The organism is Sinimarinibacterium arenosum (assembly GCF_005047655.1).
In the GTDB taxonomy this organism is placed as follows: Bacteria; Pseudomonadota; Gammaproteobacteria; order Nevskiales; family Nevskiaceae; genus Solimonas.
Window position 1 is genome coordinate 187,695 of record NZ_SUKF01000010.1, and the last position, 24,982, is coordinate 212,676.

Annotated in this window: 23 protein-coding genes and 1 tRNA gene; 7 read left to right on the forward strand and 17 right to left on the reverse strand. The window is 63.1% G+C overall.

From position 1 onward, the window contains the following. Window positions 1–6 precede the first annotated feature (6 nt). The 3 genes from E4T66_RS19460 (at window position 7) to E4T66_RS19470 (ending at window position 844) form a co-directional block, all read left to right on the forward strand. Window positions 7–303, forward strand: a complete 297-nt coding sequence (locus E4T66_RS19460; RefSeq protein ID WP_136851431.1) for an integration host factor subunit alpha — start codon at window positions 7–9, stop codon at window positions 301–303. Beyond that, complete coding sequence (locus E4T66_RS19465) at window positions 287–685, forward strand: MerR family transcriptional regulator (protein WP_136851433.1); 399 nt, start codon at window positions 287–289, stop codon at window positions 683–685. The genes E4T66_RS19460 and E4T66_RS19465 overlap by 17 nt, the downstream gene beginning before the upstream one ends. A gap of 82 nt (window positions 686–767) precedes the next feature. Beyond that, window positions 768–844, forward strand: a tRNA-Pro gene (locus tag E4T66_RS19470). 221 nt (window positions 845–1,065) lie between these two features. On the opposite strand, the gene E4T66_RS19475 is transcribed toward E4T66_RS19470, so the two are convergent. From E4T66_RS19475 to E4T66_RS19505, 7 genes are all read right to left on the reverse strand, one after another. Then, the gene (locus tag E4T66_RS19475) at window positions 1,066–2,712 is read right to left on the reverse strand and encodes an isovaleryl-CoA dehydrogenase (RefSeq protein WP_136851435.1); all 1,647 of its coding nucleotides are present in this window, start codon (window positions 2,710–2,712) and stop codon (window positions 1,066–1,068) included. A 58-nt stretch (window positions 2,713–2,770) separates the two neighbouring features. After that, window positions 2,771–5,104 carry an efflux RND transporter permease subunit gene (locus E4T66_RS19480; protein WP_169577733.1) on the reverse strand — a complete coding sequence of 778 codons (2,334 nt, stop codon included), beginning with the start codon at window positions 5,102–5,104 and terminating at the stop codon, window positions 2,771–2,773. Between the two features lie 174 nt (window positions 5,105–5,278). After that, the gene (gpmA, locus tag E4T66_RS19485; RefSeq protein WP_136851439.1) at window positions 5,279–6,031 is read right to left on the reverse strand and encodes a 2,3-diphosphoglycerate-dependent phosphoglycerate mutase; all 753 of its coding nucleotides are present in this window, start codon (window positions 6,029–6,031) and stop codon (window positions 5,279–5,281) included. Window positions 6,032–6,067: 36 nt separating this feature from the next. Beyond that, the gene (locus E4T66_RS19490) at window positions 6,068–8,026 is read right to left on the reverse strand and encodes an acetoacetate--CoA ligase (protein ID WP_136851441.1); all 1,959 of its coding nucleotides are present in this window, start codon (window positions 8,024–8,026) and stop codon (window positions 6,068–6,070) included. Beyond that, window positions 8,023–8,955: a hydroxymethylglutaryl-CoA lyase gene (locus E4T66_RS19495; protein WP_282707015.1), complete on the reverse strand. Its 933-nt coding sequence runs from the start codon at window positions 8,953–8,955 to the stop codon at window positions 8,023–8,025. Before E4T66_RS19495 ends, E4T66_RS19490 begins: the two co-directional genes overlap by 4 nt. Continuing rightward, window positions 8,948–9,484: a gamma carbonic anhydrase family protein gene (locus E4T66_RS19500; RefSeq protein ID WP_136851443.1), complete on the reverse strand. Its 537-nt coding sequence runs from the start codon at window positions 9,482–9,484 to the stop codon at window positions 8,948–8,950. Before E4T66_RS19500 ends, E4T66_RS19495 begins: the two co-directional genes overlap by 8 nt. Continuing rightward, window positions 9,481–10,794 carry an alpha/beta hydrolase gene (locus E4T66_RS19505; RefSeq protein WP_136851445.1) on the reverse strand — a complete coding sequence of 438 codons (1,314 nt, stop codon included), beginning with the start codon at window positions 10,792–10,794 and terminating at the stop codon, window positions 9,481–9,483. Before E4T66_RS19505 ends, E4T66_RS19500 begins: the two co-directional genes overlap by 4 nt. A gap of 96 nt (window positions 10,795–10,890) precedes the next feature. On the opposite strand from E4T66_RS19505, the gene E4T66_RS19510 reads away from it, so the two are divergent. The 3 genes from E4T66_RS19510 (at window position 10,891) to E4T66_RS19520 (ending at window position 14,671) form a co-directional block, all read left to right on the forward strand. Beyond that, window positions 10,891–11,463, forward strand: a complete 573-nt coding sequence (locus tag E4T66_RS19510; protein ID WP_136851447.1) for a LemA family protein — start codon at window positions 10,891–10,893, stop codon at window positions 11,461–11,463. Window positions 11,464–11,490: 27 nt separating this feature from the next. Continuing rightward, window positions 11,491–12,441, forward strand: coding sequence for a GIDE domain-containing protein (locus E4T66_RS19515; protein WP_136851449.1), 951 nt, complete (start codon window positions 11,491–11,493; stop codon window positions 12,439–12,441). Window positions 12,442–12,616: 175 nt separating this feature from the next. Continuing rightward, window positions 12,617–14,671: a M3 family metallopeptidase gene (locus E4T66_RS19520; protein WP_136851451.1), complete on the forward strand. Its 2,055-nt coding sequence runs from the start codon at window positions 12,617–12,619 to the stop codon at window positions 14,669–14,671. 66 nt (window positions 14,672–14,737) lie between these two features. Here E4T66_RS19520 and E4T66_RS19525 read toward each other — a convergent pair whose 3' ends face one another. The 3 genes from E4T66_RS19525 to E4T66_RS19535 are packed head-to-tail and all read right to left on the reverse strand — an operon-like array spanning window position 14,738 to window position 19,435. Beyond that, window positions 14,738–16,252 carry a SpoVR family protein gene (locus tag E4T66_RS19525; RefSeq protein ID WP_136851453.1) on the reverse strand — a complete coding sequence of 505 codons (1,515 nt, stop codon included), beginning with the start codon at window positions 16,250–16,252 and terminating at the stop codon, window positions 14,738–14,740. Further along, complete coding sequence (locus tag E4T66_RS19530; protein ID WP_136851455.1) at window positions 16,249–17,478, reverse strand: YeaH/YhbH family protein; 1,230 nt, start codon at window positions 17,476–17,478, stop codon at window positions 16,249–16,251. Before E4T66_RS19530 ends, E4T66_RS19525 begins: the two co-directional genes overlap by 4 nt. Window positions 17,479–17,512: 34 nt before the next feature. Beyond that, the gene (locus tag E4T66_RS19535) at window positions 17,513–19,435 is read right to left on the reverse strand and encodes a PrkA family serine protein kinase (RefSeq protein WP_136851457.1); all 1,923 of its coding nucleotides are present in this window, start codon (window positions 19,433–19,435) and stop codon (window positions 17,513–17,515) included. A gap of 312 nt (window positions 19,436–19,747) precedes the next feature. On the opposite strand from E4T66_RS19535, the gene xth reads away from it, so the two are divergent. Beyond that, window positions 19,748–20,524, forward strand: a complete 777-nt coding sequence (gene xth, locus E4T66_RS19540; RefSeq protein ID WP_136851459.1) for an exodeoxyribonuclease III — start codon at window positions 19,748–19,750, stop codon at window positions 20,522–20,524. Window positions 20,525–20,534: 10 nt separating this feature from the next. Here xth and E4T66_RS19545 read toward each other — a convergent pair whose 3' ends face one another. From E4T66_RS19545 to coaD, 7 genes are read right to left on the reverse strand one after another with little or no spacing between them, the layout of a single operon-like run. Continuing rightward, a complete protein-coding gene (locus E4T66_RS19545; RefSeq protein ID WP_136851461.1) occupies window positions 20,535–21,119 on the reverse strand; it encodes a TonB family protein in 585 nt (194 codons plus the stop codon). Continuing rightward, window positions 21,116–21,520, reverse strand: a complete 405-nt coding sequence (locus E4T66_RS19550; RefSeq protein WP_136851463.1) for an ExbD/TolR family protein — start codon at window positions 21,518–21,520, stop codon at window positions 21,116–21,118. The genes E4T66_RS19545 and E4T66_RS19550 overlap by 4 nt, the downstream gene beginning before the upstream one ends. Then, window positions 21,517–21,870 (reverse strand): ExbD/TolR family protein, encoded by a 354-nt coding sequence (locus E4T66_RS19555; RefSeq protein WP_169577734.1) that lies wholly within the window; start codon window positions 21,868–21,870, stop codon window positions 21,517–21,519. The genes E4T66_RS19550 and E4T66_RS19555 overlap by 4 nt, the downstream gene beginning before the upstream one ends. Before the next feature lie 25 nt (window positions 21,871–21,895). Beyond that, complete coding sequence (locus E4T66_RS19560) at window positions 21,896–22,528, reverse strand: MotA/TolQ/ExbB proton channel family protein (protein ID WP_136851467.1); 633 nt, start codon at window positions 22,526–22,528, stop codon at window positions 21,896–21,898. Window positions 22,529–22,530: 2 nt separating this feature from the next. After that, window positions 22,531–24,225 carry a gamma-glutamyltransferase gene (ggt, locus tag E4T66_RS19565; RefSeq protein ID WP_248679810.1) on the reverse strand — a complete coding sequence of 565 codons (1,695 nt, stop codon included), beginning with the start codon at window positions 24,223–24,225 and terminating at the stop codon, window positions 22,531–22,533. Next, complete coding sequence (locus E4T66_RS19570; protein ID WP_136851469.1) at window positions 24,225–24,479, reverse strand: YfhL family 4Fe-4S dicluster ferredoxin; 255 nt, start codon at window positions 24,477–24,479, stop codon at window positions 24,225–24,227. Before E4T66_RS19570 ends, ggt begins: the two co-directional genes overlap by 1 nt. Window positions 24,480–24,498: 19 nt before the next feature. Continuing rightward, window positions 24,499–24,981, reverse strand: coding sequence for a pantetheine-phosphate adenylyltransferase (coaD, locus tag E4T66_RS19575; protein ID WP_136851471.1), 483 nt, complete (start codon window positions 24,979–24,981; stop codon window positions 24,499–24,501). Between the last annotated feature and the right edge of the window lies 1 nt (window position 24,982).

A 24,982-nucleotide genomic window follows, 5' to 3' on the forward strand; every position in this document is an offset into this window, starting at 1 on the left:
CGTTGAGTGGCATTGACCAAGGCCGAGCTGGCCGAAGCGCTGTTCGATGAGTTGGGTCTGAACAAGCGCGAGGCCAAGGAGTTTGTCGATCTCTTCTTCGAGGAGATTCGCAGGCGCTTGGAAACTGGCGAAGAGGTCAAGCTGTCCGGATTCGGAAATTTCGAGTTGCGCTCGAAAAATCAACGCCCCGGACGTAATCCAAAAACCGGCGAAGAGATTCCGATTTCGGCACGTCGCGTGGTCACGTTCCGTCCCGGCCAGAAACTTCGTCTGAGGGTAGAAACCGATGTCGCCCGCCGATAAGGCTCTGGCTCCGCTGCCGGAAATTCCGCGCAAGCGCTACTTCGCCATCGGCGAAGTCAGTGAGCTGTGTGACGTCAAGCCGCATGTGCTGCGCTACTGGGAGCAAGAATTCCCGCAGCTCAAGCCGGTCAAGCGTCGCGGCAACCGTCGGTACTACCAGCAGGATGATGTGTTGATGGTCCGCCGCATCCGGAGCCTGTTGTACGAGCAGGGCTTCACGATCGGCGGCGCGCGTCAACGCCTGCGCGATATGGCGCGTTCCGGAGCGGCCAATGACGCGCCGCAAATCGCCAGCGCACAAGCACAGGCGGCCGAGCGCCAGCACGAGATCAAGGCGCTGCGTGACGAGCTGGAATCGTTACTGCGGCTGCTGCCGGACTGAAACCGTCTGTTTTATCGGTCGGCTTTAATTGCCGGCGGAGCTCGGCTACACTGCGCGCCCTTTCGTAGTAAGTTTCAATGTTCGGGGCGTAGCGCAGCCTGGTAGCGCACTTCCTTGGGGTGGAAGTGGTCGGAGGTTCAAATCCTCTCGCCCCGACCAAATTTTCAGACACGTTGCGTGAGACGCTCGGATTCCCGGCCCTTCGCACAGCTTCGGGCGTTCATCGCCGCCGAAGCCACACTGTGGCTTCGCCTCCCCCGTCGGGAACCGGCATTCACTCTAACGCACCGACCAACCTTTCAGCCAAATGGCGTGACGCGTTCGGATTCCCGAGCGCTGGGCGGCGACCGGACCTTTTTGTCCGGCACATCCTGCACCGTTCAGATTTCGACAGTTGCGCGCCGAATCAAGGCGCCCATTGGGGCAGTCGACGACAAGGTTCCGTAGTTGACGCCATGCTCACCGCCGAGGCGGGAGCTGCACCAGACTCCGGCGATTTCAGCATTCCCGCCACGCAGCAACACGGACGCCTGCAACGCCAGCGCCATTCGCTCGACAACATTGCGCGAACGCAGCTCGAGGGTCTCGCGATCATCAAATGCCTGCGACAGCCAGCCGATTTCGCGATCCAGATCGGCGTGCTCGCCGCGCACCGCGAACAGCTCGGCAAAAAACGCTTCGCGTGTCTCCGGTTCGCGGGACAGTGCACGCAAGACATCCAGACATTGGATATTGCCGCTGCCTTCCCAGATCGAGTTCAGCGGCGCCTGTCGGTACAGCCGCGGCAGGCTGGTCTCTTCGACATACCCGATGCCGCCCAGGCACTCCTGTGCCTCGTTCACCAGCGGCGGACAACGCTTGCACACCCAGTACTTGCCGATCGCGGTGGCGATGCGCGCGAATGCCGCCTCCGACGCGTCGCGTGACGATGCATCGACCGCCCGCGCAACACGCATCGTCAACGCCATCGACGCCTCTGACTCCAGGGCCAGATCGGCCAGCACATTGCGCATCAGCGGCTGCTCGATCAGCAGCTTGCCAAACGCCTTGCGCCTGCCCGCGTGATGCAGCGCCTGCACCACCGCCTGACGCATCAGTCCGCTGGAGCCGATCATGCAGTCCAGTCGCGTCAGCGAAACCATTTCCAGGATCGTGGCGATTCCACGCCCCTCAGCGCCGACACGCTGCGCCCAAGCGCCGAAGAATTCGACTTCAGACGACGCATTGCTCCAGTCCCCCAGCTTGTCCTTCAGGCGCTGAATGCGAATCGCATTACGCGACCCGTCCGGACGCAGCTTCGGCATCAGGAAACAGGTGATCCCGCCTTCTGTCTGCGCCAGCACCAGCCAGGCATCACACATTGGCGCGGAGAAAAACCATTTGTGCCCGACGATCTCGTAGCTGCCGTCGAGCTGGCGATGCGCCCGCGTGGTATTGCTGCGAACGTCCGAGCCCCCCTGCTTCTCGGTCATCCCCATTCCGATCGTGCAGCCGGTTTTCTGCGCCGCAGGCAGCACGCGCGAATCGTAATCGTAGCTGGTAATTCGCGGCACCCACACCGCGGCCAGCTCAGGCTCATGCTGCAGGGCCGGTACCGCCGAATGGGTCATGGTGAGCGGACAACCGCTGCCGGCCTCTGCCTGCGTGTGCATATACGACAGCGCCGCACGCGCAACGTGCGCGCCGGTCCTGTCGGCATTGCGCCAAGCGTAAGCATGCACACCATGCTGCATCGCCAGACTCATGACGCGGTGATACGCCGGGTGGAACTCGACCTCGTCGATACGCCGGCCGTAGCGGTCGAAAGCCTTGAGTTGGGGCCGATGTTCATTGGCCGTATAACCCAGCGTCATCAGCTCGCCGCCTGCGACTGCCCCGAATGTGCTCAGATGCGCGTCTGCCCAGCTCCCGCCCTCGCGCTGCACGGCTTCGCGCAGCGCAATGTCGCTCAGGAAAGCGTTGTAGTTGGACAGCGGCTCGGGCTGATTCTCGACCGCGTGCGTGACGAAACTCTCTGCAATAGTCATCCGACGTCTCCTCGGCGAGGGCGCCGTGTGACAATGCGACCTCGAACAGCCGAAATCTTTACATATCCGTCGTCGATGCGGTCGACGATGAACCGGCTGGCGCTGACGGATCGCGATCGAAGTGCATCAGCAACCCCGGCAGGAACAGCAGATCGAAGACCAGCGCGATGCCGATCACCATGGCAGTCAACAGCCCCATGGTCGCATTGACGTCGAAATTGGACGTCGCCAGGATCAGAAAGCCCAGCGACAGCGCCGCTGTTGTCACCAGCAACGCAGCACCGACGGTCGAGAAGGCATACCGAATCGCGTCGGTCGGAGCAAAGCCGCGTGAACGCCGTGCGTACAGATACTTGCTGAGGAAATGGATGGTGTTGTCGACGACGATGCCCAAGGTGATCGAAAACACGGCAGCCGCCGCCAGATTGACCTGCCCGTTGAGCACCGCCCAGACACCGTAGGCCATGCCGGCCGGGAACGCATTGGGCAGCAGCGACAGCAGGCCGAACTTGAACGAACGTAGCGCCACGATCAGCGTGACCGCGATCAGCAGCAGCGCCAATGCAGACCCCTTGAGCATGCTGACGATGTTGTTCTGACCGATATGCGCAAACATCACGCTGACGCTGGAGCCATGCGCCTCGAACTCGGGTGCATTCTGCTCCAGCCACTGCGCGGCGCTGCGCTCGAAAGCGATCAGTTCACGCGACGCCATGTTGGCAATATTGACAGACAGCCGTGTCGCCGACTTGTCGAAGTTGATCGAGTCGTTCAGGTCGAGCCCCTGCGGCAGCGACAGCTCGTACAGCAACACGTACTGCGCGATCGTTTCGCGATCGTCAGGGATACGATCAAATGCCGGATCGTCAGCATGCAGATTGCGATTGAGGCGACGCACCACATCGACAAAGCTCGAAACATGCGTCACGCCGGGCTGCTGCTCCAGCCATTGCTTGAATGCCTCGACTTTCTTCAGATACGTCGGCTCGTTGATTCCGCCGGACTCGCCTGCGCTCAGTGAATAGGTAATCGAATCAACACCGGTCAGGTTCGCCTGGATGAAATCGATGCTCTGGCGGATCTCAAGGGCCGGATTGAAGTATTCCACCGTATCGTCGTTCAACTGATTGCGCGGAGCGAATGCGATCAGGATCGCTGCCATGCCGAGCGCACCGAGCGCGTAGCCACGGTGATGGCGCAACACGATGTCCGCCAGACCTGCAAGATTGAACTGCTGGAATCGCGACTGGGTTCGCGCACGTGCCGGCAGCAGCAGCATCAGACCCGGCAACACCGCGAGGGTGAACAGCATCGCGCCAAACACACCAATCCCAACCACGGTTCCGAGCTCGCGAAACGGCGGCGAATCGCTGGTGTTGAGCGAGAAGAAACCGATAGCCGTGGTCAGACTGGTCAGGAATACGGGCACGACATTGACCTCGATCGTGTGGCGCATCGCCTCCAGCTTCTGGCTGCCGCTGCGCAGCTCGTTGAGGTAAAAAACCAGCAGATGCACGCAGTCGGATACCGCCAGGGTCAGGATGATCACCGGCGCCGAGACATTGATCTGATTGATCTGCATGCCGAGCCAACCCAGCACGCCGACGGTCGCCAGGATGCTGAACACGATCACCACCGCGGTCGTCACCGTCGCCGCCGCCGAGCGCAGGAACAATCCAACCAGCAGGATCACGGCAATGAACATCGCCGGCACCAGGGTGACCGCATCGTGCTCGGACAGCTCGTTGAACGCCTGATTGACCGCAACCTGGCCGGACAGATGGATTCTGAGATCCGGATAGCGTTGTTCAAACTGGTCGCGGATGACGCGCGCTGCCGTCATGACCTCCTTGTTGGCATTGGTGGTCTCGCGGCTCGCACCGGGCATCTCCAGGCGCACATTGACCGAAGCCACATGCGCTCGGTCCGATAGCAAACTGCGCACCAGCGCCGGTTCACCCAGCGCGGTGCGTTGCAATGCCTGGATCTGTGTGTCGCTGAGCGTATCGGGATCTGGCACCAGATCGTTGACGATCAGATCGTCACCGTCGGCCACCGAATGCTGGAAGTTGGTAATCGAATCGACCCGGATCGAGCGCGGAATGGTCCAGCCCGCATCGGTCAGCTCGCGCAGCGCGCGCAGAGTTTCGCGCTTGAATATCTCGCCGTCATGCGGCGCGACAATGAAAACAACATTGTCCGCCTTGGTGTAGGCGTTCTCGACGTCGTCATAAGCCACCAGATACGGATCGTCGGCCGCAAAGAAGATGCGGTAGCTGCTCTCGAACCACAGATCACGCGCACCGAACAGGATCGCCAGCAAGGCAACCAGTGCCGCCAGCATCAGACCCAATCGATACCGCACCAGAAATGCAGCGATCCCTGCTTCCATCATCGTCCCCCGCGGCCCGCACAGTGGCGAGTCGATCCATTACGTACCGTTTGGTATGTAGTTTCGCACACCGCTGCACGGCCCGCACCGGCGGACCAAATGCTGATTCATGGAGCGCCAGAAACGACAAGGCCGTGCCCGGACCTCGCCCGGACACGGCCACTGCGCGACGATTCAGGTCTTGGCTTTAGCCTGGTTGGCCACGGCCTCGGCCGCCTTGCGTGCGGCCTCCGGATCCCCGAGGTAGCGATAGCTCTGCACGTTCAGTGCATCGTCGAGCTCGAACAGCAACGGTATGCCGGTCGGGATGTTCAGCGCGACGATCTCATCGTCCGGCACGCCGTTCAGGTACTTGTACAGCGCGCGCAACGAATTGCCGTGTGCGGTGACCAGGACGGTCTGCCCTTCCTTCAGCTGCGGCGCAATCGCGTCGTGCCAGTACGGCAGCACGCGCTCCAGCGTCGTCGCGAGTGACTCAGTCGCCGGCAGCACTTTGGCGTCCAGACCGGCGTAGCGGCGGTCGAAGCGCGGGTGCCCCGGATCGTCCGACGGCATCGGCGGCGGCGGAATGTCGTACGAGCGGCGCCAGACCTTGACCTGATCCTCGCCATGGCGCGCGGTGGTTTCCGCCTTGTCCAACCCCTGCAGTGCGCCATAGTGGCGCTCGTTCAGACGCCAGGTCTTGGTCACCGGCAACCACAGCTGATCCATCACCTCCAGAGCCGCGTACATCGTGCGGATTGCACGCTTCAGCACCGAGGTATGCGCAACATCGAACTTCAGGCCCTCGTTGCGCATCAGCTCGCCGGCCTTGATCGCCTCGTTGCGACCCTGCTCGGTGATGTCGACGTCGACCCAGCCGGTGAAACGGTTGTCGAGATTCCACTGGCTCTGGCCGTGGCGCAGGAGGACGAGCTTGTGCGTCATGTCGTGTGTCTGCCGTTCTGATCGTGAGTTGAATGCTCAGCGCAGCGCGCTGGGCGGAAGCGTGCGGAAATAGTCCAGCGCCTGCGGATTGGCCAGCGCCTCGGAGTTCTGCACCGTGCGGCCATGCAGCAGGTGCCGCACGGCCAGTTCGGTGATTTTACCGCTGATCGTCCGCGGCACCTCGGGACAGGCCAGAATCCGCGCCGGCACGTGCCGCGGCGTCAGCTCACCGCGCACGGCGCGCTTGATCCGCTGCACCAGGGTGTCGTCGAGCACCACGCCTTCGCGCATCCGCACGAACAGGATCACCTGCTCGTCGTTGTCGTGCTGGTAGCCGACGACGACCGACTCGAGGACTTCCGGCTGCGCATCGACAATGCGATAGATCTCGGCCGTGCCGATACGCACCCCGCCGGGATTCAGCGTCGCGTCCGAGCGCCCGCTGATGATGACCCCGCCGTGCGGGGTCAGTTCGGCGAAGTCGCCGTGATGCCAGACGCCGGGAAAGCGCTCGAAGTACGCCGCGCGATAACGGCTGCCGTCGGGATCATTCCAGAACCCGACCGGCATCGACGGAAACGGCTGGGTGCAGACCAGCTCGCCCGCTTCGCCACGCAGCGGTCGACCGTCGGCGTCAAACACATCCAGCGCCATGCCCAGTCCCGGCCCCTGCAGCTCGCCGCGATAGACCGGCGACCACGGATTGCCCAGCGCAAAGCAGGAGATGATGTCGGTACCGCCGGAGATCGATGCCAGCTGCAGGTCGGCCTTGATCGCGTCGCGTACAAAGTCGTACTGCTCCGGCGCCAGCGGCGAGCCGGTCGAGAAGATCGTGCGCAGCGCGCTCAAATCGTGATGCTGCGCCGGCCGATAGCCTTCCTTCTCCAGCGCCGACAGGTATTTCGGACTGGTGCCGAACTGGCTCAGACGCTCCTGCTGCGCGATCTGCCACAGCGCCTGCGGCGCAGATACGCCATCGACGTGAAACGGCGAGCCGTCGTACAGCACCAGCGTCGCGCCGGCCGCGAGCCCCGACACCAGCCAGTTCCACATCATCCAGCCACAGGTGGTGAAGAAGAACAGCCGGTCACCCGGGCGCACGTCGGACTGCAGCCGGTGCTCCTTCAGATGCTGCAGCAGGGTGCCGCCAACGCCGTGCACGATGCACTTGGGCTTGCCTGTGGTTCCAGAGGAGTACATCACGTACAGCGGCGCGTCGAACGCCACCGCGACGAATTCAGATGCGGCACCGACAACGCCGTAATCCGGCATGGCCACCGCCCGCGACAGCGCGCCGAGGTCCGGCGTGTCGTCCATGAACGGCACCACGACCAGGCGCTGCAGGCTCGGCAGCGCCGCGCAGATCCGCGCCACACGCTCCCGCGTATCGATGCGCTTGCCCGCGTACAGATAGCCGTCGCAGGCGAACAACACCTTGGGCTCGATCTGGCCAAAGCGTTCGAGCACGCCGGCCTCCCCGAAATCCGGCGAGCACGACGACCACACCGCACCCAGCGAGGTCGCCGCCAGCATGCCGACCACGGTTTCTAGGGTGTTGGGCATGAACGCCGCCACGCGGTCGCCGGCAACCACGCCGTCCGCCTTCAACGCGGCCGCCACCTGTGCAACGCGCTCGCGCAGTTGATCACGGCTCAGCACGCGGCGGCGACCGCGTTCATCCAGCGCAACCACCGCTTCCTGCCCGCCACGATGCCGCAGCAGGTTCTCGGCGAAGTTCAGGCGGCTGCCGGGAAACCAGCGCGCACCCGGCATCGCCTGCGGATGCTCCAGTTCGATCTCGGCCGGCGTCTGTGCCACCACACCGCCGTCGTTCCAGACCGCACGCCAGAAGGCCGCCGGCTGCTCGACCGACCAGCGATGCAGGCTGGCGTAGTCCGGCGCGGCAAATCCCAGCGGCTCGGCAAACGCCGTCAGCAACGACGCCTCGATGCGCTGCGGTGAGGGCGCCCAGATCGGCTCGACGTCGGTATTCATGTACAGGCTCCCGTGTTCATCCCAATTCGACCCAGACGGCTGGCCGTCGCGCGACCGAGTACTTCGCTGATCCAGCGCGCCGCCTCCACCAGGCGCGGCAGGTCAACGCCGGTGTCGACGCCCAGTCCGTTGAGCATGTACAGCAGATCCTCAGTCGCCAGATTGCCGGAGGCACCCCGTGCGTACGGACAGCCGCCCAGGCCGCCGACACTGGCATCAACGACGCGCACGCCGGCCTCGAGGCAGGCCAGCGTATTGGCCAGCGCCTGGCCGTAGGTGTCGTGAAAGTGAACCGCGAGCCGCTGCATGCCGACTGCCGCCGCACAGGCCTGCAGCATCGTGCGGGCCTGATGCGCAGTGCCGACGCCGATGGTGTCGCCCAGCGAGATTTCGTAGCAGCCCATCGCGGCGACGGCCTCGACCACGCGCACGACATCGGTCAGCGGCACGGCGCCCTGGTAGGGGCAGCCGAGCACTGTCGACACATAAGCGCGCACCGCCAGTCCCTGCGCGCGTGCCGCCTCGACCACCGGCGCCAGGCGTTGCAGCGACTCGTCGATACTGGCATTGATGTTCTTGCGATTGAACGCATCGCTGGCCGCAGTGAAGATGGCGATCTCGTCGACACCAGCAGCCAGTGCGCGCTGCAGTCCCTGCTGATTCGGCACCAGTACCGGATAGCGCACGCCGTCGCGTCGCTGCAGGCCGGCCAGCACCGCGTCGGCATCGGCCATCTGCGGCACCCATTTGGGCGAGACGAAGCTGGTCGCCTCGATCGTGCGCAATCCGCAGTCGGACAGACGCTCGATCAATTCAATCTTGACCGACGTCGCGACCTGTTGCGCCTCATTCTGCAAACCGTCCCGCGGGCCGACTTCGACGATGCGCACGGCAGCGCCAGAAACCATTGTTTCGGCAGGCTCAGTCATCCCCGCCCTCCAGATAGGCGTCCTTCAAACGGACATAGTGCTGCGCCGAATAAAGCAGCTGCTCGCGTTCCCGCGGGCTCAATTCGCGCGCAGCGACTGCAGGTGAACCCCGATACAGCCAGCCACTTTTCAGATGCTTGCGTGGCGGCACCAGACTGCCTGCGGCGATATAGCACTCGTCCTCGACCACCACCTCATCCATGACGATCGCGCCCATGCCGATCAGGCAACGGTTGCCGATGGTGCAGGCGTGCAGAATCACCCCATGGCCAACTGTAACGTCCTCGCCAATCTTGAGCATGACTCCGCCGGGTGAATAGGGTCCATCATGCGTGACATGCAACACGCTGTTGTCCTGCACATTGCTGCGCGCGCCGATCAGAATGCGGTTGACGTCACCGCGAGCGGCCACCAGCGGCCAAATCGACGCGTCATCGCCGATGTCGATGTCGCCCACCAGTTGTGCACTGGGATCGACGAAGACGCGCGCACCCAGCCGCGGGCGCACCCCGCGAAACGCGCGGATCATTGTCCAGGCGGCAGCGGCGGCACCGTCAACGGCAGATTCGCCGCCGGCGTCGGGAACGGTGTCGGCGCTACAACCGGTGCCCCATTGACGGTCGTCGGATAGCCTTCGGGCATCTGCGGGGTCGGCTGCGGCGCAGCCGACCAGGCCTCTGGCACCTGCTGGCTGCCCGGCAGGGGAATCGGCGTCAGCGGCGTTGCACCTGGCGGCGCCGTCGGCATCACCTCGGGAGACTGCTGCACCCCACCAGTGCCGTACGGCGAAACCCCATCGCTTCCAACACCTGGCGCAGCCAGCGGAACCGGGTCCGGCTCGATCTGCAGCGGCGAGACGTCCAATGCCTGGGCCGGCGGCTGCGCACCAAACTCCAGGGGCTGCGCGGCAACGCCTCCACCTGCCGGCGGATTGGCGACGTCCAGCGGCGTGCCACGAATTTCCGGCTCAGCCGCGCGCGGCGGCGCGGCAATCGTGCGCTTGATGAAGTCCTCGATCTGATCCAGTACATCGGCACGACCGCGCAGGTACGACGCCAGCGAGCCGATGATCATGCTGTGCGACAGATTGTCGTACAGCACCGTTTCCACCGCCCCGCCCGCCTTGGACACGGCACGCGCCAGGTTCAAGGTGTTGTCGGCGAAGATGACGTCATCATTGCGCCCATGGACCAGCAATAGTGGCGGGTTCTTTCCATCGACAAAGAAGATCGGCTGCGAATACTGGAATTTTTCGGGCGGGCCAAAGATGTCACGCAGGTCCGGCGCGGTAATTGGCAGGAAATCGTAGGGCCCAGCCAGACCGATCATGCCCTTGAGGTCCGAACGCTGCATGCCAGCCTTTTTCAGGTATTCGCCGTTGAGCGCCAGCATCGCCGCGACATGCGCACCGGACGAGTGTCCCATGATGAACAGTGTCTGCGGATTGCCCCCATAGTTGGCAATGTTGTCGCGGGTCCAGCGTACAGCGCGGGCCCCGTCGTTGACGAACTCGGGAAAGCGTACCGTGGGGTATTCGCGCAGATTCGGCACCACTGCAACGAATCCGCGCGATGCCAGCGCCTGCCCGACGAATTTGTACTCGCTCTTGTCGCCCGAGCTCCACCGCCCGCCATAGAAAAACACGACCACCGGCGCAGGTCCGGGACCGGTTGGGCGATAGACATCGAGCGTCAGACCGGTCGCGGCGTCATAAGGCACGTTCTCGGCCCGCTGAAACCCTTCATCGCTCGACAGCGAATTCAGTACCTGCTGCGAGGCGCAACCGCCAACCAGCGCTGCGGCCAACAGCGCGAAATAGGCCACTAAGCGTGAAATCATCGTCTTGCGTCGGTTCGTTCAAGCGCAATGGTAGCGCGCGGCGATGAATTCCCGCATCCTTTCGCCGACTTGTTGGACCGGTATCGGGGGCTGGTCATGATCACGATGTTTATCTGGCTCGCCATCGCCGCAGCGCTGGCGGTGTACCTGATTATTCTTTACAACGGCTTGGTGTCGCTCAAACACGGCGTCTCCAAGGCGTGGAGCAATATCGACGTGCTGCTCAAGCAGCGCCATGACGAGTTGCCGAAACTGGTCGAGACCTGCAAGCAGTACATGCAGTTCGAACGTGAAACCCTGGAAAAGGTCATGTCCGCGCGCTCTGCGGCCAACAATGCGCGCCAATCCGGCGACGTCAAAGGCGTCGGCCAGGCCGAGGGCGCCATGCGCCTGGGCCTCGGCAACATTGTTGCCACCGTCGAGGCGTATCCCGAACTGAAGGCCAATCAGTCGATTCAACAGCTACTTGGCCGCATCACGGGCCTGGAGAACGCCATCGCCGACCGTCGCGAGTTCTACAACGAGACAGTCAACATCAATAACGTCCGCATCGAGCAGTTCCCGGACGTCATCGTTGCGCGCCTGTTCGCGTTCCGTCCCGCCGAACTGCTGGTGTTCGGCGAGGAAGAAAAGACCGACGTCGATCTGCGCAGCCTGTTCCGCTCGTAAGCTTCGCCCTGCTGGAGTCATCACGCGGTGTCCGGCGCCCCCCTGTGGCTGCAACAGTACGCCGCCAGCATTGCCGAACTGGAGCCCGGAGAATTCTGGCTGTGGACCGGGCTCAGCCTGGCCGCCTCGATCGCCTGTTTTGTCGGCGGCTTCCTCGCGCTGCACAAGGCGCGCCTGATCGAGAACACGCCCACTTCACGCGTCCGTTCCGCCGCCCAGGGTTATGTCGAACTGCGCGGCTACGCCCGACTGATGCCCGGGCCCGAAATCCGCTCCCCGCTGTCGAACGCGCGTTGCTGCTGGTGGCGCTATCGGGTGCAACGCCAGGAAAGCTCCTGGCAAAACGGCAAACGCACGACGCAGTGGCGCACGATCGAGTCCGGAACCAGCGACGAGCTGTTTCTGCTCGCCGATGACACCGGCGACTGCGTGATTGATCCCGAAGGCGGCACCGTATACCCAAGTCTGCGCCGGAACTGGCGCGGCAACGGCCGCCGGCCCGACCGGGTTCCGGCGAAAACCCCATGGCTGCAGTTCGGCGAATACCGTTACGAGGAGGCCCTGGTCAACATCGGCGACCCCTTGTACGCGATCGGCTGGTTTCGCAGCCAGACCGCGCACCGCCAGCAGGACGAAGCCGCCGAGGTTTCCGAGCTGCTGCGCGAGTGGAAGGCAGACCAGCGCGCGCTGCTGGAACGCTTCGATGCCAATCAGGATGGCCAGATCGACCTGCAGGAATGGGAAGCGGTGCGCCGCGCGGCACTGGACCAGATTCAGGCCGCCCACCTGGAGCACGCGCTGGACCCCGACCTGCACGTGCTGTCGCGCCCGCCGGACCGACGACCGTTTCTGCTGTCCACGCTGACCCAGGAGCAGCTGACTCGGCGCTGGCGCATCTCCGCGATCACCGCCCTGCTGGGTTCGATCGCGCTCGGCGCCACAGGCACGCTCAGCCTGATTGCTCGCGGGCTGCTCTAGCGCTCCGGAAACCTTCACAGGCTGCGGACCTTGTCCGCGGCGCCGGCGCTGCCAGCTCGAGCAAGCTTTTTTAAATCAGCTCATTAGCGAAAATTCACTGGAAAAGCCGACGGTCCGGCCCCACCATGATGCTTCCGCCGGCACTCGGCGCTCTGATCGATTGACCTGCCTCATCATGCCCAATCCCCTGCTCAACGACCCCATCACACAACCACTGCCCGCATTTGATCAGCTGCAACCCGAACACGCCGAACCGGCTCTGGACGCCGTGCTGGAACAGAATCGCGCGCAGCTCGCCGCCTTGCTTGCCGCCGGGCAAACGCCCACCTGGAACACCCTGATCGAGCCGCTGGAGACGATGAGTGATCGCATACAGCGTGCCTGGGGACCGGTTTCGCATCTGTTCAGTGTCAACAACACACCGGCCTGGCGCGAGGTCTACAACGTCTGCCTGCCGAAGCTCACCGAGTACAGCATCGAAGTGTCGCAGTCGGAAGCGCTGTACCAGGCCTATCTGGCACTTTCGAACAGTGCCGAATTCGCCGACTACTCCACACCACGGCGCAAGGTCATTACCGACGCGCTGCGCGACTTCAAACTGTCCGGCATCGGACTGCCCGACGCCGACAAGGAACGCTACAAGACCGTATCGTTGAAGCTGTCCGAACTGCAGACCAAGTTCGAGGAACACCTGATCGATGCCATCCAGGCCTGGAGCAAACTCGTCACCGATGAGTCTCTGCTTGCCGGCATGAGCGAGGCAGCACGGCAGGCCGCCGCCGAAAAGGCCAAGTCCAAGGATCTGCAGGGCTGGTTGCTGACGCTCGACTTTCCGAGCTTCGATGCCGTCATTACCTACGCCGACAACCGGGCGCTGCGTGAAGAGCTGTATACCGCCTACGCCACGCGCGCATCCGACCAGGGCCCCCAGGCCGGACAGTTCGACAATGGCCCGCTGATGGACGAAATCCTGTCGCTGCGCCACACGCTGGCGCAGCTGCTAGGCTTCGCCAACTACGCAGAGCTTTCGCTGACGACCAAGATGGCCGAGTCGCCGACGGAAGTAGACAGCTTCCTGGCGGATCTGGCGCATCGCGCCAAACCGCGGGCCCAGGCCGAACTCGATGAGCTGCGCGCATTTGCGCTGCGTCTCGACGGGATCGATACCCTGCAGCCCTGGGATATCGCGTATTACTCCGAAAAGCTCAAGACCGAAAAACTGGGGCTGAGCGAGGAAGCGCTGCGCCCCTACTTCCCGATTCCCGGGGTGTTGCGAGGCATGTTCGCACTGGTCGAACGCCTGTACGGCATCCGTATCGAGGAAGCCCCCGGGATTGCGACCTGGCATGCCGACGTCACGACCTGGGCCCTCAAGAATGCCGAAGGCATCGAGTTCGGCCTGTTCTATCTTGATCCCTACGCACGCCCGGAAAAACGCAGCGGCGCATGGATGGACGAATGCATCAGCCGCCGTCGCACCCCCGATGGCCTGCAACATCCTTCGGCGTATCTGGTCTGCAACTTCACGCCACCGCCGGCTGGAAAACCCGCACTGCTGACGCACGACGAAGTGCTGACCCTGTTCCACGAATTCGGGCACGGTCTGCATCACCTGCTGACCGCCGTCGAGGAAGGTTCCGTATCCGGGATCCGCGGCGTGGCCTGGGATGCGGTCGAGTTGCCCAGCCAGTTCATGGAGAACTGGTGCTATGACCCTGCCACCCTGCGCGGATTCGCGCGTCATTGGGAAAGCGGTGCCGCCCTGCCGGACGACCAAATCGAAAAGCTGCGCGCGTCGCGCAGCTTCCAGTCCGGCCTGGCGACCCTGCGGCAGCTGGAGTTCGGCCTGTTCGACCTGCGTTTGCACCGCGACTACGATCCGTCAATCGGCGCCCGCGTACTCGATACCATTCAGGCCGTTCGCGACGAAGTCGCCGTCATGCACCCGCCGGCGTTCAACCGCATGCCGTGGAGCTTCAGCCATATTTTTGCGGGTGGCTACGCAGCGGGCTACTACAGCTACAAGTGGGCCGAAGTGCTGTCTGCCGATGCCTTCGCAGCATTCGAGGAAACCGGGTTCGCACCAGAAACCGGCATCCGCTTCCGCGACACGGTCCTGGCGCAGGGCGGCTCCAAGGAAGCCATGGAGCTGTTCATCGAATTCCGCGGTCGCAAACCCACCGTTGACGCCCTGCTGCGTCACAGCGGCCTGAGCGAAGCGCACGCCTAAGGCCATCCGCGGCGCATCAGATTTGCCTCGCGCAGCCCTTTGAGGTCGCGGCCGAAAGCTGCGACCTCAAGCGGCGCGCACCTCGCGTACGCCCAACTCCTTGTCCGCGTCGTCGACAGTGACCAGACGTACGTTGAATCCCCACAGCCGATGCAGATGCTTCAGCACCTCCTCGGTCGCCTCGTTCAACGGACGCCCCCGATGCTGGCGGTGTCGCAAGGTCAGCGACCGGTCGCCACGCCGGTTGTAGTTGACGATCTGGATGTCCGGGATCTGGTTGTCGCGGTTGTATTGTGCGGCCAGCAGGCGCCGCAGCTTGCGGTAGCCATGTTCGTTGTGGATCGCGTCGATCACCAGCTTGTCGTCGGACTCGTGGTCAGCCACGGCGAACAGGTGAAAATCGCGTATCAATTTCGGGCTCAGGTACTGCCCGATGAACGATTCGTCCTTGTAGTTGCGCATCGCGAAATCGAGCACTTTCTGCCAGTCACCGCCAGCGAACTCCGGAAACCACTGGCGATCTTCGGCCGTCGGGTGCTCACAGATCCGGCGCAGATCCGTAAACATCGCAAAGCCCAACGCATACGGATTCAGGCCACCGTAACCGCGCTGGTCATACCCGCGCTGCGCGATCACATTGGTGTGTGCACTGAGCACTTCAAGCATGAAGCCTGAATCGACCAGGCCTTTATCGAAGAGACGGTGCAACAGGGTGTAGTGCCAGAAGGTGGCCCAGCCCTCGTTCATGACCTTGGTCTGGCCCTGCGGATAGAAGTACTGCGCCATCTTGCGCACGATGCGGACGATTTCCGCCTGCCATGGCTCGAGCTTGGGAGAATGCTTCTCGACGAAGTACAGCAGGTTCTCCTGCGGCTCCGGCGGGAATTGACGCTCGCGTCGACGCTGATCGGGACCTGCATCTTTTTTCGGCAAAGTGCGCCAGATGTCGTCGAACTGTTTCCAGGCGTGCTTCTCCCGCTCGATGTGGCGACGCTGCTCGTCTTCAACCGATAGCGGCGCCGGATGGTGATAGCGGTCAACGCCGTGGCTCATCAGCGCATGACACGAATCAAGCACCTCCTCGACCGCCTCTTCACCAAAACGCTGCTCGCACTGCATCACGTACTTCTTGGCGAACACCATGTAGTCGATGATGGCGTCGGCATCGGTCCATTGCCGGAACAGGTAATTGCCCTTGAAAAACGAATTGTGGCCATAGCATGCGTGCGCAATGACCAACGCCTGCATCGCCATGGTGTTCTCTTCCATCAGATAGGCGATACAGGGGTTCGAATTGATCACGATTTCGTAGGCAAGCCCCTGGTGCCCCTTCCGGTACAGATGTTCATTGCGAATGAACTCCTTGCCGAAGCTCCAGTGCGCATAGCCGATCGGCAGTCCCAGCGACGCATAGGCATCCAGCATCTGCTCAGACGCGATGACCTCGATCTGATTCGGATAGCAGTCCAGTTTGAACTCACCGACGGCGATCTCGCGTATCGCACGGTCATAGGTGTCGAGCAGATCGAAACTCCACTCAGCGCCGGTGGACAGCGTGTGTACCGCGGGCACAGCGCTCATGCGGTCTCCTTGCTGAACAACTCGCGCAACACCGGGAAGATTTCGCCGCGCTCCGTTACGCTCTTCATTGCAAAGCGCTGATCGTCAATCCGGGCATAGGCATGGGCCAATGAGCCCAGATGCTCCGGTTCGTCCGGAATTTCAACGTAGGCAAAATAGCGCAGCTGCGGCAGCAGCCGATCCTGCAGAAAGGCGCGGCTCTTTTCCGGGTCGGCGCCAAAGGCGTCGCCATCCGAAACCTGCGCGCAGTACAGATTCCAAGTACTTGGACTGTATCGCGCCTCGATGATCTCGTCGGTCAGTTTCAGTGCGGACAGCACGATGGTGCCACCGCTTTGTGTGCCGTAGAAGAAGGTTTCCTCATCGACTTCCTGTGCATTGTCGGTATGTCGCACGAAGATCAGATCGACCCGTTCGTATTTGCGTGACAGGAACAGATACAGCAGGGTGAAGAAGCGCTTGGCCAGATCCTTCTTGTCCTCCGTCATCGAGGCCGACACGTCCATCAGGCAGAACATCGCCGCACGCGCCATCGGCTGCGGTTCACGCACACGATTGCGGAAGCGCAGATCGATATCGTCCAGAAACGGCACGGCGTCGAGACGCTTGCGTAGCTCAGTCGCCCGCAGCTCCAGCTCGGGATCCGGTGCGCGCACAAGTTGCTGCTCGACCTCCGCCAGTTCACGCCGAACGGCGGCGCTGACCGCAATGCGCCGCGCCGAGGCGTTGCGCAACGAGCGCAGCACGGACAGGTTCGACGGCACGCCGCTGGGCGTGTAACCCGCACGGCGCCACTTGAACTCTCGCACGTCGCCCAACACGGTACGCGCCAGTCGCGGCAGTTCGAGATCGTCGAAGAACAGATTCATGAATTCTTCGCGCGACAGGCTGAACGTGAAGTCGTCTTCGCCGTCGCCCTGCCCCTGCCCGCCCTGACCTCCACCCCCGCTGGGAGGACGCGGCAGACGATCTCCCTCGGAAAAACTGCGGTTGCCCGGATGCACGCTCTCGTTGTCGCCACCTGGTCCGTGCCGGAAGCTCGGCTCCGAGATGTCCTTCAGCGGAATATTGACCGTGCCTCCGCGCTCCATATCGGTAATGGAGCGCTTCGTCACCATCTCGTCGACCGAGTGCTGGATCTGTTCCTTGTAGCGTCGCAGGAAACGCGACCGGTTGACCGCGTTCTTGTTCCGGTCATTGAGTCTGCGATCGATGATGATCGACATGACGACCCCCTACCGCGCTGTAGTGTCCATGCGGCTACTGCGACTTGCGTACTCGCAGATACCACTCCGACAGCAACCGAACCTGCTTCTCGGTGTAGCCCTTCGCCACCATCCGACCGACGAAGTTCTCGTGCTTCTTCTGATCCTCAGCGGAAGCCTTGGCATTGAACGAGATCACCGGCAGCAGTTCCTCGGTCGACGAGAACATCTTCTTCTCGATTACCTCGCGCAACTTCTCGTAGCTGGTCCAGTTGGGCTTCTTGCCGCCGCTCTGCGCGCGCGCGCGCAGCACGAAGTTCACGATCTCGTTGCGGAAGTCCTTGGGATTGGCAATCCCGGCAGGCTTTTCGATCTTTTCCAGCTCGGTATTCAGGGCCGCGCGATCGAACGACTCACCGGTTTCCTGATCGCGGTAGTCCTCGTCCTGAATCCAGTAGTCGGCAAAGGTGACATAACGATCAAAGATGTTCTGCCCGTATTCGCCGTAGGACTCGAGATAGGCCGTCTGGATTTCCTTGCCGATGAACTCGGCATAGCGCGGCGCCAGCCAGGCTTTGATGAATTCGAGATAGTGGCGCTGCTTGTCGTCCGGCAGATGCTCGCGTAGCACGCGCTGTTCCAGCACATACATCAGGTGCACCGGATTGGCTGCAACCTCCACTTGGTCATAGTTGAATACCGCGGATAGCACCTTGTAGGCAAAGCGCGTGGACATTCCGTCCATGCCTTCGTCAACACCGGCGTAATCGCGATATTCCTGCAATGACTTCGCTGCCGGATCGGTGTCCTTCAGATTCTCGCCGTCGTAGACCCGCATCTTTGAATAGATGCTGGAGTTCTCCGGCTCCTTGAGCCGGGTCAGCACCGACCACTGCGCCATCATCTCCAGGGTGCCGGGCGCGCATGGCGCTTCAGCCAGCGAACTGTGTCGCAGCAGCTTCTCATAGATCTGCTGCTCTTCAGTGACCTGCAGGCAGTACGGCACCTTGACGATGTAAACGCGATCGAGGAAGGCCTCGTTGTGCTTGTTGTTGCGGAAGCTCTGCCACTCGGATTCGTTGGAGTGCGCCAGGATGATGCCGTTGAACGGAATTGCCGAAAAGCCCTCGGTGCCCTTGAAGTTGCCTTCCTGCGTGGCCGTCAGCAGCGGGTGCAGCATCTTGATCGGCGCCTTGAACATCTCGACGAACTCGAGCATGCCCTGATTGGCCAGACACAGACCGCCGGAATACGAATACGCATCCGGATCGTCCTGCGAGAACATCTCCAGCTTGCGGATATCCACCTTGCCGACCAGCGAGGAAATATCCTGATTGTTCTCGTCGCCCGGCTCGGTCTTGGTCACGGCAATCTGCTTGAGCACCGACGGCTGGATGCGCACGACCTTGAACTGCGTCAGATCGCCTTCGTACTCGGCCAGTCGCTTGATCGCCCACGGCGATGCAATGGTGCTCAGATAGCGCTGCGGAATGCCGTATTCCTTCTCCAACATCGGACCATCGCGATCGGCCGCAAACAGACCCAGTGGGGATTCGTTGATCGGCGAACCTTTCAGCGCGTAGATCGGATACGTTTCCATCAAGGCCTTGAGTCGCTCGGCGATCGACGACTTTCCGCCGCCAACCGGACCAAGCAGATACAGGATCTGCTTGCGTTCCTCCAGACCCTGCGCCGCGTGCTTGAAGTACGCAACGATCTGCGCGATCACATCCTCCATGCCGTAGAACTCGGCAAAGGCCGGATACCGCCGGATCACGCGATTGGAGAAGATGCGCGACAGACGTGCGTCTTCGCGGGTATCGATGATTTCAGGCTCGCCAATCGACGCGAGCATGCGCTCGGCAGGGGTCGCATAGGCCATCGGGTCGGTGCGACACAATTCGAGATAGTCCAACAGCGACATCTCTTCTTCGCGTGCCTTCAGATAGTGACTTCGAAAGCTTTCCAGAATGCTCATCAGCAACCTCCATCTCGATAGCTGCGTGACCTTCCGCGAGTGGCCTACAGAATAACGCGGCTCACCATGATTTACCTGTCCTGCCTAGATTGACACTCAGGAATCGTGCCAGTTCATGTACTGACGCGCTTCCGACCTTCGCGACCTCTTTGACGCCAACGCCGACCACGGTAGAGACCATGCAAGATACGGACGGGTTCATCTGCGGAAGCCGGCCCAACGGTTGAAAGCAGATCAACGGGCGGTCATGCACGCCTACCGGTCCTGACAAGCTACCGCTATCCTTGCCGCCCACGCCCTGCACACCTCGCCATGAAAATCGCGACCTGGAACGTCAATTCCCTGCGTGTCCGACTCCCTCACCTGCTCGACTGGCTCGACCAGCAGCCAGTTGACGTTGTCGGCATTCAGGAGACCAAACTGACCGAAGACGCCTTTCCGTTTGCTGAACTGGAAGCAGCCGGTCTGCACGCCGTTCATAACGGCCAGAAGACCTATAACGGCGTGGCACTGGTCGCGCGCCAGCCGCTGCAGGACGTCAGTCGCGACATTCCGGGATTCAATGACGAGCAGAAACGCGTGATCGCCGCCACTGTCGGCGACGTCCGTGTGGTCAACGTGTATGTCGTCAACGGCCAGGCCGTCGGCAGCGAGAAATACGCCTACAAGCTGCGCTGGCTGGCGGCGCTACACGACTATCTTGCTGAGGAGATCAAGCGCTACCCGCTGCTGGCGGTTACCGGCGATTTCAATATCGCGCCGGCACCGGAAGACACTCACGATCCCGCGGTCTGGGAAGGCCAGATCCTGTGCTCCGACCCCGAGCGCGAAGCATTGCAGCGACTGCTGGCACTCGGCCTGCAGGACAGCTTCCGGCTGTTCGATCAACCTGATAAAAGCTTCACATGGTGGGACTATCGCCAGGCCGGTTTTCGTCGCAACCTGGGCCTGCGCATCGACCACATCCTGCTCTCCGCCCCGCTGGCGGCCCGCTGCACCGGCTGCGCGATCGATCTGGCACCGCGTCGGCTCGAACGGCCATCCGATCATGCACCGCTGGTTGCAGAGCTCGCAGCCACAGCCACCTGAGCGCCGCCCGCTACTCGAAGACGATCGGCACGCTGAGTCGCAGCTCGCCGCCCAGAGGCGGCGTCGGCACCGGCGCGGCACGACAGATCAGCGCCAGCGCTTCGTCATCCAGGAGCGCATCCCCCGCGCTGTGTACCAGGCGTAATACCGAAACCGAGCCATCCGCCGCGACGCTGAAACTCACCAGCGCGCGCCCCCTCAGCTGCGCACCTCCCTCCGGCACACGCCGAAAGCGTTGAAGATGGGCACGCAGTTGGGCGTAGTAGTGCGCGCGCGCCGCGGAAGAATCCGCCGTCGCGCCGTCGGCATCGACGCCAGCGACCGGCTGCGTGGATATCGGCGCAGCGGCTGGCGACGCTGCGCCTGCACCCGACACCGCGAGCGGCTTCGACAGGCGCAGGTCCAGCACGCGCTGTTGCAGCTGCGGATCGCTACCCTGCCCGATCGGTGACGGCCCCTCGCCGACACTGCGCGAATCCATCACCGGCAGTCGCAGCAGCAACAGCGCGTGCAGCAACGAGGCCAACAGCAACGCCGCCCACCAGCGCCGCTGCGGCCGCGCACCGACAGTCCCGCGGACGATGGCTGCACTCATTCCCGGGGGCGCGTCAGGATGCGCAAATCGCGAACTCCGATGCGCTGCAGGGTCTGCAACAGCATCAGTACCCGCGCCGCCGGAACCGCGGCATCCGCGTGCAGTTCAACCGGACCTGCTGTCGCGGCCGCGGCCTGAAGCGCGCTCAGGGCAGCGGCATCCAGCCGCTCACCCAGGGGGCGGTCGCCCATGAACAAATCACCGCTGGCGTCGAGTCGCAGGCTCAGGCTGGCCGGCGACTGGATCGCCTGTGCAGCCCCGGCAATTGGCAGGCCGACCTCCGGCGCACCTCGATCGATCCGCGCGAGCAGTAGAAAGAAGCCCAACAGCAACAGCACCACGTTGAGCAGCGGCAGCAGGTCCAAACCGGTTCGCGGCACCGCAGCGCGGGGCAATCTCATGCCGCCGGCGCCAGCAGATGGACACCGATGCCGGCGGCACGCAGCGGCTCCAGGACATCGATCAGATCCTGCAACTGTGCCGCTGGCGCAACCGCCACCTTCACCTGATCGCGTGCCCCCGCGCGTAACACAGGCATCAGCGCGCTCAGTTCGAGCACCCGACCATCGAGTTCGATGCGTCCGCTGCCAAGTACGCGCAACAGGCCCTGCGACGTACTGGCAGCTGCAGAGGTTTCCGTGGCGTCACTGACCGTCAGCGACAGCGCCTGCGGGGCCGACTCGCGTGCGGCGAGCATGAAGAAGAACAGCAGAATGAACACCACATCGACCAGCGAGGTCAGCCCCAGCATGCGCCTGCGCGAGGCAGGGGCGGACTCAAGCTGCATGGACTGCCACGCGACGCGGCACCGCCAGCAGCTCGGTCAGCGCTGCCTCCATCGCCAGCCGCAAAGCGTCGACCAGGCGCTCGAATCCCTGCAGCGCAGCCATCACCGGCATTGCCACCGCCAGACCGGCAGCCGTCGTCAACAAGGCCTGCCATATACCGCCGGCCAGCGCAGCCGGCTCGACCGCGCCACCGGCCAGCTGCAACTGGCGAAACGCATCGATCATGCCCAGCACGGTGCCGAACAGACCGAGCAAGGGCGCGAGCTGCACGATCAGCTCCAGCGCGCGAAAGAAGCTGCGTGCAGCATCCAGTCGGTGCCTCGCACTGATCTCGACGTGCTCGCGCACTTGCGCATCGTCGAGTCGTGCATCGCCCAGCGCCGCCAGAGCGTCCGCCAGCACGGCCGCCAGCGGCGAGCGCTCCTGTGCCAGGATCGCGCGACAGCGGTCGTCCCGACCGCTGCGCCAGGCATCCAGCAGCGGAGCGACAAACGCCCGCCGGGCAATACGGCACTCCCAGAACTCCCAGAGCTTGACGATGACTAGCGTCGCGGCAGCCAGCGACAACAGCAACAGCAACACCATCGGTGTGCCGCCCAGGCGCAAACTTTCCAGCAACATGGCTAGTCCTGCTTCCGCACCGCGGCCACCGCCGCCTGACCAACCGCACGCGGGTCACTGGCGGCGTCAATCTCCCCGCGCGCGGGGTACCAGGCCACGGCCTGCATATTGCCCCACGGCCGTTCTGACAGCTTTAACGTATACCCCATTGCGCTCAACGCCGCCTGTGCGCTGGCGTCGGCGTAGTCCGGCTCGAGTTCCACCACATCAGGCAGATATTGCTGATGCAGGCGCGGTGCCTCCACGACATCCCGAAGTTCGGCGCCACCGATCCAGGCCAATACCGCCTGGATCACCATGGTCACGATACGGCTGCCTCCAGGCGTGCCGACAATCAGCAGCCCGCGCGGACCTTCGACGAAAGTGGGCGTCATCGATGACAACGGCCGCTTGAGCGGCGCAATCGAATTCGGCTCCGAGCCGACCAACCCGTAAGCATTGGCTACACCTGGAGCGCTGGAAAAATCGTCCATCTCGTCGTTCAGCAACACACCGGTTCCGGCGGCCATCAAGCCGGAGCCGAACGGCAGATTGATCGACAGGGTCGCGGCGACACGATTGCCGGCGGCGTCGAGCACCGAAAGATGCGTGGTGTTGTAGCCCTCGCTCGATGGCACCGCCGGCGGCAAGGCCGAGCTGGGCGTGGCGCGCGCCGGATCGATGCTTCGCGCCAGTTCGCGGGCATAGCTGCGCGAAGCCAGATGCATCAGCGGGATATGTACGAAATCCGGATCGCCGAGCCATGCGGCGCGGTCGCGATACGCGCGACGCAAGGTCTCGATCAGCAGATGCCGCGAAGCCGGCGTACCGTCGTCACGCCAGCCCAGCACCTCCAGCTGCTGCAACACTTGGGCCAGTGCCAATCCGCCCGCTGAAGGCGGCGGACTGCTGACGATGCGGTTACCAAGAAACCAGCTCACGATCGGCGCGCGCTCGACGATCGCGTAGCGCGCCAGATCCTCCGCACTCCAGCCGCCACCGGCCTCATGCACCGCGGCCAGCAGGCGCTGCGCGATCTGTCCGCGGTAGAAGTCTTCGGCGCCTTCAGAAGCCAGACGCCGCAAGGTCCAGGCCAGATCGGGCTGCTGCAGCAGTTCACCCACACCGAGCGGATGTTCGTTCTTCAGAAAGACCGCGCGCGCGGCGGGCGACATCGTGCCGGCGAAGCGCTCGATCGCACCCGCCAGCTTGGCATCCACCGCAAAGCCATCCGCGGCATAACGGATCGCCGGCGCCAGCACGGTGGACAGCGGCAGGCTGCCGTAGTGCTCAGCAATGTGCTCAAGCGCCGCAGGTTCGCCCGGAATGCCGGCGGCCAGCGGACCGAAACGCGAACGCTTTGAATCGGCCTGACCGTCAGCGTCGAGATACATGTCGCGCGAGGCAGCGGCGGGCGCAGTCTCGCGACCATCAATGAACACATCCAGCGCGTCCGCCTGCCGATGCAGCAACCAGAAACCGCCCCCGCCCAGTCCCGAGCCTGTCGGCTCGACCACGGCGATCGCGGCGCTGGCAGCGACCGCGGCATCAAAGGCGTTGCCGCCACCTGCCAGGATCTCCATGCAAGCCTGCGTTGCCAACGGATGCGCAGTAGCGCAGGCGTAGCCCGGCGGCTGTGCGGCCACGGCAGCACCGCCAAACAGCACGCCCACAGCAGTGCAGGCCAGCCGGTGCATCCACACTCGAATCGGGTTCATCACGATTCGACCGCAACCAGACGCTGGTATTTTTCCATCAGCTGCTCAGGCGTCTCAACGTGCGCGGGATCCAGCGGAATGCAATCCACCGGGCACACCGTTCGGCACTGCGGCTGATCGAAATGGCCGACACATTCGGTGCACAACTGCGGCTCGATCTCATAGAACTCGATGCCCTGAGAAATCGCGTGGTTCGGGCACACCGGCTCGCAGACATCGCAGTTGATGCATTCGTCGGTGATCTTCAGCGCCATCGTGCTGCCTGTTGATCCGCTACTTGCTGCCGACGCGCTTCTGCAGTGCCGGCATCACCGCGGCCGGAACCAGCTTCTCCACCGGGGCTCCCAGGCTCGCCAGCTCACGCACCAGCGACGACGACAGGTGTGCATATTCCGGAGACGGCGTAAACATCACCGTATCGAGTTGTGGATACAGATCACGATTCATCACCGCCATCTGTTTTTCATAGTCGAAGTCACCGACGGTGCGCACACCACGGACCAGGACCGTGACATGGTTGTCGCGCGCAAAGTCGACGACCAGTCCCGAGAACCCGATCACCTCGACGTTGTCGAGGTCCTTGACCACTTCCCGGATCAGCGCGACGCGCTCGTCCAAGGTGAACCTGGGGTTCTTTGCCGGATTCAGACCCACCGCTACGATCAGGCGCTCGTACATCCTCGATGCACGCTCGATGATGTCGTAGTGTCCCAGCGTGATCGGATCAAACGTCCCGCTGTAGGCCGCGGTCACCATG

Coding starts and splice junctions, on each gene's coding strand:
- gpmA (WP_136851439.1), bottom strand. CDS start 6,031: ATGACGCACAAGCTCGTCCTCCTGCGCCACGGCCAGAGCCAGTGGAAT.
- E4T66_RS19500 (WP_136851443.1), bottom strand. CDS start 9,484: ATGATCCGCGCGTTTCGCGGGGTGCGCCCGCGGCTGGGTGCGCGCGTC.
- E4T66_RS19495 (WP_282707015.1), bottom strand. CDS start 8,955: ATGACTGAGCCTGCCGAAACAATGGTTTCTGGCGCTGCCGTGCGCATC.
- E4T66_RS19535 (WP_136851457.1), bottom strand. CDS start 19,435: ATGAGCATTCTGGAAAGCTTTCGAAGTCACTATCTGAAGGCACGCGAA.
- E4T66_RS19545 (WP_136851461.1), bottom strand. CDS start 21,119: ATGAGTGCAGCCATCGTCCGCGGGACTGTCGGTGCGCGGCCGCAGCGG.
- coaD (WP_136851471.1), bottom strand. CDS start 24,981: ATGGTGACCGCGGCCTACAGCGGGACGTTTGATCCGATCACGCTGGGA.
- E4T66_RS19510 (WP_136851447.1), top strand. CDS start 10,891: ATGATCACGATGTTTATCTGGCTCGCCATCGCCGCAGCGCTGGCGGTG.
- E4T66_RS19480 (WP_169577733.1), bottom strand. CDS start 5,104: ATGGAAGCAGGGATCGCTGCATTTCTGGTGCGGTATCGATTGGGTCTG.
- E4T66_RS19520 (WP_136851451.1), top strand. CDS start 12,617: ATGCCCAATCCCCTGCTCAACGACCCCATCACACAACCACTGCCCGCA.
- E4T66_RS19560 (WP_136851467.1), bottom strand. CDS start 22,528: ATGTTGCTGGAAAGTTTGCGCCTGGGCGGCACACCGATGGTGTTGCTG.
- E4T66_RS19570 (WP_136851469.1), bottom strand. CDS start 24,479: ATGGCGCTGAAGATCACCGACGAATGCATCAACTGCGATGTCTGCGAG.
- E4T66_RS19505 (WP_136851445.1), bottom strand. CDS start 10,794: ATGATTTCACGCTTAGTGGCCTATTTCGCGCTGTTGGCCGCAGCGCTG.
- ggt (WP_248679810.1), bottom strand. CDS start 24,225: ATGAACCCGATTCGAGTGTGGATGCACCGGCTGGCCTGCACTGCTGTG.
- E4T66_RS19465 (WP_136851433.1), top strand. CDS start 287: ATGTCGCCCGCCGATAAGGCTCTGGCTCCGCTGCCGGAAATTCCGCGC.
- E4T66_RS19550 (WP_136851463.1), bottom strand. CDS start 21,520: ATGAGATTGCCCCGCGCTGCGGTGCCGCGAACCGGTTTGGACCTGCTG.
- E4T66_RS19525 (WP_136851453.1), bottom strand. CDS start 16,252: ATGAGCGCTGTGCCCGCGGTACACACGCTGTCCACCGGCGCTGAGTGG.
- E4T66_RS19475 (WP_136851435.1), bottom strand. CDS start 2,712: ATGACTATTGCAGAGAGTTTCGTCACGCACGCGGTCGAGAATCAGCCC.
- E4T66_RS19555 (WP_169577734.1), bottom strand. CDS start 21,870: ATGCTGGGGCTGACCTCGCTGGTCGATGTGGTGTTCATTCTGCTGTTC.
- xth (WP_136851459.1), top strand. CDS start 19,748: ATGAAAATCGCGACCTGGAACGTCAATTCCCTGCGTGTCCGACTCCCT.
- E4T66_RS19490 (WP_136851441.1), bottom strand. CDS start 8,026: ATGAATACCGACGTCGAGCCGATCTGGGCGCCCTCACCGCAGCGCATC.
- E4T66_RS19530 (WP_136851455.1), bottom strand. CDS start 17,478: ATGTCGATCATCATCGATCGCAGACTCAATGACCGGAACAAGAACGCG.